Below are 8424 nucleotides of genomic sequence, written 5' to 3'. Positions count from 1 at the left end.
CCTGCGGGTGGCGCTGTCGGCCCTGACCATGGCCGAGTACTTCCGCGACGTGCAGAACCAGGACGTGCTGTTGTTCATCGACAACATCTTCCGGTTCGTGCAGGCGGGTTCCGAGGTGTCGACCCTGTTGGGCCGCATGCCGTCGGCCGTGGGCTACCAGCCCACCCTGGCCGACGAGATGGGCGAACTGCAGGAGCGCATCACCTCCACCAAGGGCCGGTCGATCACCTCGGTGCAGGCCGTGTACGTGCCCGCCGACGACTACACCGACCCGGCGCCGTTCACCACCTTCACCCACCTGGACGCCACCACCAACCTGAGCCGTGACGTCTTCGCCAAGGGCATCTTCCCGGCGGTCGACCCGCTGGCGTCGACCTCGCGCATCCTGCAGCCCGACGTGGTGGGCGAGCGCCACTACAACGTGGCCCGGGAGACCATCCGGATCCTCCAGCGCTACCGCGAGCTCCAGGACATCATCGCCATCCTCGGCATCGACGAACTGGCCGAAGAGGACAAGGTCCTGGTGGGCCGGGCCCGCAAGATCGAGAAGTTCCTGGGCCAGCCCATGTACGCGGGCGAGCCGTTCACCGGCATCCCCGGCACCAACGTGCCGGTGACCGAGACGGTCGAGGCCTTCGAGAAGCTGGCGCAGGGCGAGTTCGACGACGTTCCCGAGCAGGCCTTCGTGGCCGTGGGCGGCGTCGACGACCTCATGGCCAAGGCCAAGAAGCTGCAGGAGGCGTAGTGACGCTCAAGGTCGAGCTCGTCTCGCCCGAGCGCATCCTCTTCAGCGGGGAAGCGCGCACCGTCATCGCCCGCACCGCGGGCGGCGACATCGCCTTTATGACCGGCCATGCCCCGTTCGTGGGCGCGCTGGGCATCGGCGTGGTGCGCATCCTCCCCGAGGCGGGCGCAGGCGAGGAAGTGGCCGCCGTGCACGGCGGGTTCGTCGAGGTCAAGAACGACCGGGTGACGATCCTGTCCGACGTGGCCGAGTTGGCCTCGCAGATCGATGTGGAGCGGGCCCGTCGAGCCCAAGCCGAGGCCCAGCGGCGGGCGGCCGCCGGCGACGACGCCGAAGCAGAAGCCGCGTTGCGGCGGGCGTCGATCCGGCTGCAGGCAGTAGGCGCGGCCTAGTAACCTGTTTGTTGTGCGTGTGCACAGTTGTTGCACACGGGACCGTCAGTTTTTGGTGGCTGGGACGTTCTTCGTCCGAGGGGGACTCCACCCCGACGTGGTCCGGCGCGCGCGGCCATCCCCCCGGCTGCGCCGCCGGGCCGCCTTTTGTCCCGAGTACATAGCCGGCGAAAATCGCCGGCTATGTACTCGGGACGGACTTCAGTCGCCGCCGTAGTCGATGCGGAAGGTGCGCTCGAAGGCCTCCCGCGCGTCGTCCGGTCCTTCGAACCGCCACCGGCCTGCGGCCGCCAGTTCACTCGGTTCCGACACGCCGCCTGCCACCTCCAGCACGGCCTCGGAGTCGGTCTCCAGCACCCCTGCCGGCGTGCCCGGCCCGACCATGTAGTCGGTGCCGGTGTCGAGCACGATGCGCACCGGCGCTTCCACCTTGTCGGACGCCCGCCACACGACCGCCGCCACCGCCGCTTCGCGGGCCTCGGGCGGGATCGCCACGGGCCGGCCGGTCAACCGGCCCAGTTCCACGGCGGCGATGTGCAACGAGGCGATCACGTCGTCGATGTTCATCTCTGTGGTGCCGCCCTCGGCCCTGAACTCGTCGCGGGAGAGCTCCCAGCGGTCGTCGGCCCGGTCGGCGAACGTCATCTCCGTGCCTTGGCCGACACGGTCGAGCATGTCGGCGGCCGCGGCGCGATCGTCGGGCACGCTGACGGTGTCGTCGCGGTCGAGCGCCCGCAGGTAGCGCGTGCACACCCGCTCGACGACGGCGCGCACGGTGTCGTTCCACCCGTCGGCGGGCAGGTCGCGCAGCCACCGCGACAGCGCTTGGCGCTGCGCCACCATGCCCTGGACGTTGCCGGTGGCAGGCATGGCTAGTGGGTGTGCCCGTCCTCGACCTCGCCGCCGAGCGCCTTCCACACGGCTTGGAGGTTTTCGTAGGCCTCGGAGCCGTGGGGGAGCCGACCGAGCGTCTCCATGATCCGGTCGGTGGCATGGTCGCCGTCGGCCGCTTCGAGCAGGTCTTCGCGGGTAGCGGGCCAATGGGCCGAGGCCACGAACCGGGCCAGGTCGGCCCGGTCGTCGGCTGTCACCCGTGACACGCCGATGCCCTGGTCGTCGTGGTCGTCGTGACGGGCCCCGGGGTTGATCTCCACCTCGCCTTCGGCCACCGGCTCGGCCATCCGCGACTCCTGGGACCGTGACTCGCCTCCTCGGCCGTCGACCAGGGACTGCACCTCGTGCTCCATGGCGTCGTCCACTCGGGCGCTGTGCTTGTCGGTCGTCCGCTCCATGCCGGGCTTCCTTCCCCAAGCCCGAGCCGGCCACGCCCGTTGTGCCATCGTCGTGGCCGTGCCCAAGGCCCGACTGGGCGTCGCCCTCCTCCTGCCCGAGCCCGTCGCCACCGAGGTGAACGGGCTGCGGCGCGCCTTGGGCGACGGTGCGCTCGCCCGCATCCCCCCGCACGTCACCCTCGTGCCACCCGTGAACGTGCGCCACGACCGCCTCGACGACGCCTTCACCCGCCTGCGGGCCGCCGCCGCAGCCACCCGCCCCTTCCGTCTGTCGCTGGGGCCGGCGGCCACCTTCCACCCGGTCAACCCCGTCGTCTACCTGGCCGTCGACGGCGACCTGGGTGACCTGCACGCCTTGCGTGACCGGGTGTTCGTGGAGCCGCTGGCCCGTTCGTTGACGTGGCCGTTCGTGCCCCATGTGACGCTGGCCGACGACCTCGCCGTCGAGCGCATCGCTCCCGCCGCCGCCGCTCTGGCCGACTACTGCTTAGAGGTCGCCTTCGACCGGGTGCACCTGCTGGAGGAAGGCGAGGGGCGCACATGGCAGCCGGTCGCCGATGCCGTCTTCGCCGCCCCCGCCGTGGTGGGACGGGGCGGGCTGCCGCTGGAACTGTCGTTCTCCGAGCGGCTCGACCCGCCGGCGGCCGCATTCGCCGAGGACGAGTGGCGCCGCCTGCACGACGACGTCGGACCTGGCCGCATTCCCGTGGCCGTCACCGGCCGCCGGGACGGCCAGGTGGTGGGCGTGGCCGTCGGCTGGGCCGAGCCCGCTGCGGCCGTGGCCTACCTGCACGACCTGATCGTCGAGGCCGGGGTGCGCAACGAGGGGATCGGGTCGCACCTGCTGGCCGCCTTCGAATCGTGGGCGGCCGAGCGGGGCTGCGACACGTTGCGGGTGCGCACCGACACTGCTGAGCGCTTCTACCGGGAGCGGGGGTGGGTGGAGGAGCTGCGACTGCCCGAGTACCGCCGGGGGGTCGAATTCGTGCAGTTGCGCCGGGATCGCGGCGATCAGGAGTAGCGTTTCCGCTATGCCGAATGCTCTGGTAACGGGAGCTTCGAGCGGCATCGGCCGGACGTTCGCAAGGACGCTGGCTGCCCGGGGGTACGACATCGTCGCTGTGGCTCGCGACAAGCAGCGCCTCGACCAGTTGGCCGAGGAGTTGCAGGGTGCCCACGGGACCGCCGTCGAAGTGCTGCCCGCCGACCTGTGCGACGCTGCGCAGCTGGCCACGGTCGAGGAGCGCCTCGTGTGCGATCCGGCGATCGACCTGCTCGTGAACAACGCCGGCTTCGGTGCCCAGACACCGTTCGTCAGCTACGACGTCGACGCCGTCGAGAGCGAGATCCGGCTCAACGTCCTGGCCTTGACCCGCCTGACCAGGGCTGTCCTGCCCGCCATGGTGGCCCGCAGGGCAGGCGGCATCGTCAACGTGTCGTCGTTCGGGTCGTTGCAACCGGGGCCCCGGTTCGCCGTGTACGTCGCCACCAAGGCCTATGTCACCAACTTCACCGAGTCCCTGCACGAGGAGTTGCGGGGTTCCGCGGTGAACATTGTCGCGTTGTGTCCCGGTTTCACCCGTACCGAGTTCCACGAGCGCAACGGCGTCGACTCCACGCGGGTGCCGTCGATGGCCTGGAGCACGCCCGAGGAGGTCGTCGAGGCGGCCCTGAAGGCGCTGGAGCGCGGCCAGGCCGTCTGTTTTCCCGGCCTCTCGACCAAGCTGGTGGCCGGCCTTTCCCACCTGCTGCCCCGAGCAGCCGTCCGCCGCACCGCCGGGGCCATTGCCAACCGGTTGTAAATCGGTCCAATCTCCTCAACTAAAGGCGTCGCACAACCGATAGAGGTAGAGGTCCCGCCCTGCGACGGCGGTCCGAGCCGGCTCCCCGAGCTGCCTTGGTCTCTCGGGGGGCATGGTGGGCGTGCACATTGACAACTGAGATGAGGAGAGACGGCAGGGGCCTTCCTTGCCGAAACCCACTCGAGCGAAGCGGATAGCTGTCTCGTCACTAGCGGACGCGAGGCGAACCTTAAAACGCGAAAGGGGGTGCTCTTCATGAAGAACAAGATCGTCGTTCGCTTCGCCTCGATCGCCGCCGGCCTGATGGCCGTGCTGCTCGCTGGTGGTGCTGGCTTCAGCCGTGGCTAACAGACACTCATCCGTTCTTCGGTCGAGAGGGCCACTGCCGCCTCTCCTTATCTCGGTTGCTGACGACCACCCCCCGACCCCCGGACGAGGCACCATGGAGCAAGGCGTCGCACACCCGAGCCGACTGCGTTGGCTCGAAGGCGCGTGCGTGCTCACGGCACTCGGGGTCGTCGGCGCTGCGGCGCTCGCCTCGTCCTCGTCGCCCGATCTTGTCGCCCTCGCCCTTTTCGGGTCGCTCCTGGTGTGGGCCGAGAACGCTGCGGTCCTCCTGCCCACCAAGGCGCGGGTCAGCCCAAGTTTCATGGTCGTTATGGCTTCCATCGCCGCCTTCCGCCACGAAGGGGCCGTGCTCGGCGCCGCGCTCGTCGGGTGCTGCGGTGGGTTTGCCTTCGGCCTGATCCGGCGCAAGCGCTATCGCGTCGTCGTCTACAACTGCGGCCAGTACGCCATCGCCGCCGCAGGCGCCGCATACGCCAGCAACGTGCTCGCCTCCCACGGGGTCAGCGATCTCATCGCCTACACCGTGGCCGGTGTCGTGTTCGCCGCCCTCAACGTCGTGTTGATCGTGCCTGCCACCGCGGCCGACACCGGCGCCCCCTTGCGGGCGGTGTGGGCCGACATGGCGCCGACGCTGCCCAACTACCTCGCCTTCGGCCTGCTCGGCATCCTCATCGGCCAGCTCTACGACCAGCTCGGGGTCGTCGTGGTCATCGTGCTCGTGACGCCGTTGGTGGTGGCTCGGTCGGTGTTCGGTGCCTTCCAGGGCTTGAGACAGGCCTACCGAAGGCTCGAAGTGCTCTACGGGTTCACCGAGCACGTCGGGGGAGCCCTCGATGTCGACGCAGTGGTGCAGACGACGCTGGCGCAGGTGCGCCAGTCGTTGCGCGTCGAGCAGGTGGAGCTCGCCCTCCTCGAAGACGACGGCACGCTCATCCGCTGCACCATCGGGCGCAGCGGCTCGGGCACACCCGTGGTCACCCGGGTCGACGAGCCCGCCGACGACGACGCCCACCGCTTGGAGATGCGGGTCCTGGGCGAGGGCCGGCCGTTCTCCACCTCGATCGAAGGGGCCGACGACGCCCTGGCCGCTGCCCTGGCCGCCCGCGGCATGCGCCACGTCATGGCCGCCCCCCTCCAGGTCGAGGGCCGCACCGTCGGCGTGCTCATCGTGGCCGACCGGGAAGACGACGGCGCCCCCTTCGGCTCCGAGGAGATCCAGCTCCTCGCCACCCTCTCCAACCACGTCAGCGTGGCCTTCCAGAACGGCCGCCTGATCGAGCAGCTGCGCGAGGAGTCGTTGCACGACTCGCTCACCGGCTTGGCCAACCGCACCATGTTCCAGGCCGCCGTCAACGACGCCGCACCGTCGTGCACCGGCACACGGGCGGGTGCCGTCATGCTCATGGACCTCGACCGCTTCAAGGAGGTCAACGACACCCTGGGCCACGAGAGCGGCGACCGCCTCCTGGTGCAGATCAGCCGCCGCCTCACCGAGCTGCTCGACGACGACGCCGTGATCGCCCGCCTGGGCGGCGACGAGTTCGCCATCCTGCTGCCCCAGGTCGACGGCCCCATCGGCGCCGCCGCGGTAGCCGAGACACTGCTGGTCGCCCTGGAGCGTCCGTTCGTGGTGGGCGACCTCAACCTGGAGATCGGCGCCAGCATCGGCGTCGCCCTCGCACCGGTCCACGGCACCGACGCCGCCACCCTGCTGCAGCGGGCCGACGTGGCCATGTACTCGGCCAAGGAATCTCGCACCGGCTTCGAGGTCTACGACCCCGATCGCGACGAGTACAGCCCGCGCCGCCTCATGCTGGCCGCCGAACTGCGCCACGCCATCGAGCGGGGCCAGTTGACCGTCCACTACCAGCCCAAGGCCGACCTCAAGAGTGGCCACATCACCGGCGTGGAAGCACTGCTGCGTTGGCACCACCCCGACTACGGGTTCATCCCGCCCGACGAGTTCATCCCCTTGGCCGAGCACACCGGCCTCATCCGGGCGCTCACCCGTTGGGTGTTGGCCGCCTCCGTCACCCAGTGCGGCGCCTGGCAGCGCCGGGGCCTCCACCTCAACGTGGCCGTCAACCTGTCGGTGCGCTCCCTGCTCGACGTCGGCTTGGCCGACGAGGTGGAGAGCGTGCTGCGCCAAGCAGGCGTGTCGCCCACGTCGCTCACCCTGGAGATCACCGAGAGCAGCATCATGGCCGACCCGGTGCGTTCGATCAGCGTGCTCAACCGCCTGGCCGACCTCGGCATCACCTTGTCGATCGACGACTTCGGCACCGGCTACTCGTCGCTGTCGTACCTCAAGAAGCTGCCGGTGGCCGAGGTCAAGGTCGACCGCTCGTTCGTGATGAACATGAGCGCCGACCAGGACGACGCCGTCATCGTGCGCTCCACCATCGACCTGGCCCGCAACCTCGGACTGCGGGTGGTGGCCGAAGGCGTCGAGGACCGGCCCACGTGGGACCAGCTCACCAGCCTCGGCTGCGACGCCGCCCAGGGCTACTACCTCGGCCGCCCCATGCCGATCGTGCAGCTCGACCGATGGCTGGCCGACCAGGAAGGGCCGTCGTTGCGGTCGGTGTTGGTTCAGTCGTCGGGCTGAGCCTCGGGCATGGCGCGGACCCCGAGCAGGGACCGCCCCAGCAGCGGTAGCACCGACAGCGTGGTGCCCACCGCCGCCACCCACAACGTGGAGCGCAGCCCGATGACGTCGCCCAGCACCCCGCCCACGATCGAGCCCAACGGCAACGCCCCCCACACCAGGAAACGCATGGTGGCGTTGGTGCGCCCCTGCATGCGGGCCGGGGTGATCGTCTGGCGCAGGCTGACCTGAGTGATGCCGTAGACGGGGGCGGCGACCGCTTCGAGGATGAAGGCGGCCACGAAGAAGGCCACGGCCACGCGCTCGGGCGCCAGTGGCACCAAGAGGAACGCCGCGCCCTGCACGGCGCCCGCGACGGCCAAGGCGGGGCCGACGCCGAGGGCCCGGGTGGTGCGGCCGGCGATCATCGAGCCGAGCACGAAGCCCAGGCTGCCGACGGAGAAGATGACGCCGACCACGGCCGGGTCGATGCGCAGGCGGCGCACGGCGTAAAGCAGGAACACCGCCATGCCCACGGCCGAGAAGAAGTTGAACAACGACGTGGTGGCGGCGATGCGGCTGAGCAAGGGGTGGCGCAGGACGTAGCGCAGTCCCTCGGCAATGCGGCTGCCCATGGTGGCCCCCGCCTCGCCGCCGTCGCTCGGCTTGGGCTCGGGCGTACGGATGCGGGCCACGAACAGGGCGGAGACGCCGAAGCTCACCGAGTCGACGGCGATGGCCATGGGGCCGCGCACCAACTGCACGAGCACGCCGGCCAAGCCCGGTCCCGCCACCTGCGCGGCCGAGCGGCTCAGCTCCAGCCGGGAGTTGCCTTCGACCAACTGGTCGGGGCTCACCAAGGTCGGTAGGTACGACTGGTAGGCCACGTCGAAGAACACGGTGAGTGCGCCGGTGGCCACCGCCACCATGAACAGGTGGCCCATCGTCAGGGCGTCGAAGGCGTAGGCGACGGGCACGGTGGCCAGCACCAAGGCTCGGCCGATGTCGGCCACGATGAGGACCGACCGGCGTCGCCACTGGTCGACCCACACGCCCGCCGGCAGGCCGATGAGCAAGAACGGCGCGGTCTCCGCCGCAGCCAGGACGCCGAGCTCGAAGGCTCCTGCGTGCAGCACGCGGATGGCTATGAGCGGCAACGCCAAGAGCGTGACCTGGCTGCCTACCTGACTGATGCTCTGCCCGATCCACAACCGCACGAAATCGCGGTTGGACCGGAGGCTCCCGCGCACGAAGAGGG

Annotated in this window: 8 protein-coding genes; 5 read left to right on the top strand and 3 right to left on the bottom strand. The window is 70.1% G+C overall.

Features of this window, described 5'->3' with window-relative positions; genetic code table 11:
• A partial coding sequence (locus tag VM938_06825; protein HVF74745.1) for a F0F1 ATP synthase subunit beta occupies positions 1 to 745 on the top strand: 745 nt, incomplete at its 5' end.
• Positions 745 to 1137: an ATP synthase F1 subunit epsilon gene (atpC, locus tag VM938_06820; protein ID HVF74744.1), complete on the top strand. Its 393-nt coding sequence runs from the start codon at positions 745 to 747 to the stop codon at positions 1135 to 1137. The genes VM938_06825 and atpC, both read left to right, overlap by 1 nt.
• Positions 1138 to 1338: 201 nt before the next feature.
• On the opposite strand, the gene VM938_06815 is transcribed toward atpC, so the two are convergent.
• Positions 1339 to 2007 (bottom strand): hypothetical protein, encoded by a 669-nt coding sequence (locus tag VM938_06815; GenBank protein HVF74743.1) that lies wholly within the window; start codon positions 2005 to 2007, stop codon positions 1339 to 1341.
• Between the two features lie 2 nt (positions 2008 to 2009).
• Positions 2010 to 2429 carry a DUF2795 domain-containing protein gene (locus tag VM938_06810; protein ID HVF74742.1) on the bottom strand — a complete coding sequence of 140 codons (420 nt, stop codon included), beginning with the start codon at positions 2427 to 2429 and terminating at the stop codon, positions 2010 to 2012.
• Between VM938_06810 and VM938_06805 the strand changes: the two genes are divergently transcribed.
• The 3 genes from VM938_06805 (at position 2428) to VM938_06795 (ending at position 7187) form a co-directional block, all read left to right on the top strand.
• On the top strand, positions 2428 to 3450 hold the full coding sequence (locus VM938_06805; GenBank protein HVF74741.1) for a GNAT family N-acetyltransferase: 1023 nt from the start codon (positions 2428 to 2430) through the stop codon (positions 3448 to 3450). The genes VM938_06810 and VM938_06805 overlap by 2 nt on opposite strands.
• A 10-nt stretch (positions 3451 to 3460) precedes the next feature.
• Positions 3461 to 4231, top strand: a complete 771-nt coding sequence (locus VM938_06800; protein ID HVF74740.1) for an SDR family oxidoreductase — start codon at positions 3461 to 3463, stop codon at positions 4229 to 4231.
• 496 nt (positions 4232 to 4727) lie between these two features.
• Positions 4728 to 7187 carry an EAL domain-containing protein gene (locus VM938_06795; protein ID HVF74739.1) on the top strand — a complete coding sequence of 820 codons (2460 nt, stop codon included), beginning with the start codon at positions 4728 to 4730 and terminating at the stop codon, positions 7185 to 7187.
• On the opposite strand, the gene VM938_06790 is transcribed toward VM938_06795, so the two are convergent.
• Positions 7172 to 8416: an MFS transporter gene (locus VM938_06790; protein ID HVF74738.1), complete on the bottom strand. Its 1245-nt coding sequence runs from the start codon at positions 8414 to 8416 to the stop codon at positions 7172 to 7174. The two genes, VM938_06795 and VM938_06790, sit on opposite strands and share 16 nt — an antisense overlap.
• Between the last annotated feature and the right edge of the window lie 8 nt (positions 8417 to 8424).

The organism is Acidimicrobiales bacterium (genome assembly GCA_035536915.1).
Classification (GTDB): domain Bacteria; phylum Actinomycetota; class Acidimicrobiia; order Acidimicrobiales; family JAHWLA01; genus JAHWLA01.
The sequence above is the reverse complement of the archived record's forward strand: the minus strand, read 5'-3'. Positions and strand labels throughout refer to the sequence as shown.

Excerpts from the sequence above, each read along its gene's own strand:
- VM938_06800 (HVF74740.1), top strand. The coding sequence starts at position 3,461 with ATGCCGAATGCTCTGGTAACGGGAGCTTCGAGCGGCATCGGCCGGACG.
- VM938_06805 (HVF74741.1), top strand. The coding sequence starts at position 2,428 with ATGCCGGGCTTCCTTCCCCAAGCCCGAGCCGGCCACGCCCGTTGTGCC.
- VM938_06810 (HVF74742.1), bottom strand. The coding sequence starts at position 2,429 with ATGGAGCGGACGACCGACAAGCACAGCGCCCGAGTGGACGACGCCATG.
- VM938_06815 (HVF74743.1), bottom strand. The coding sequence starts at position 2,007 with ATGCCTGCCACCGGCAACGTCCAGGGCATGGTGGCGCAGCGCCAAGCG.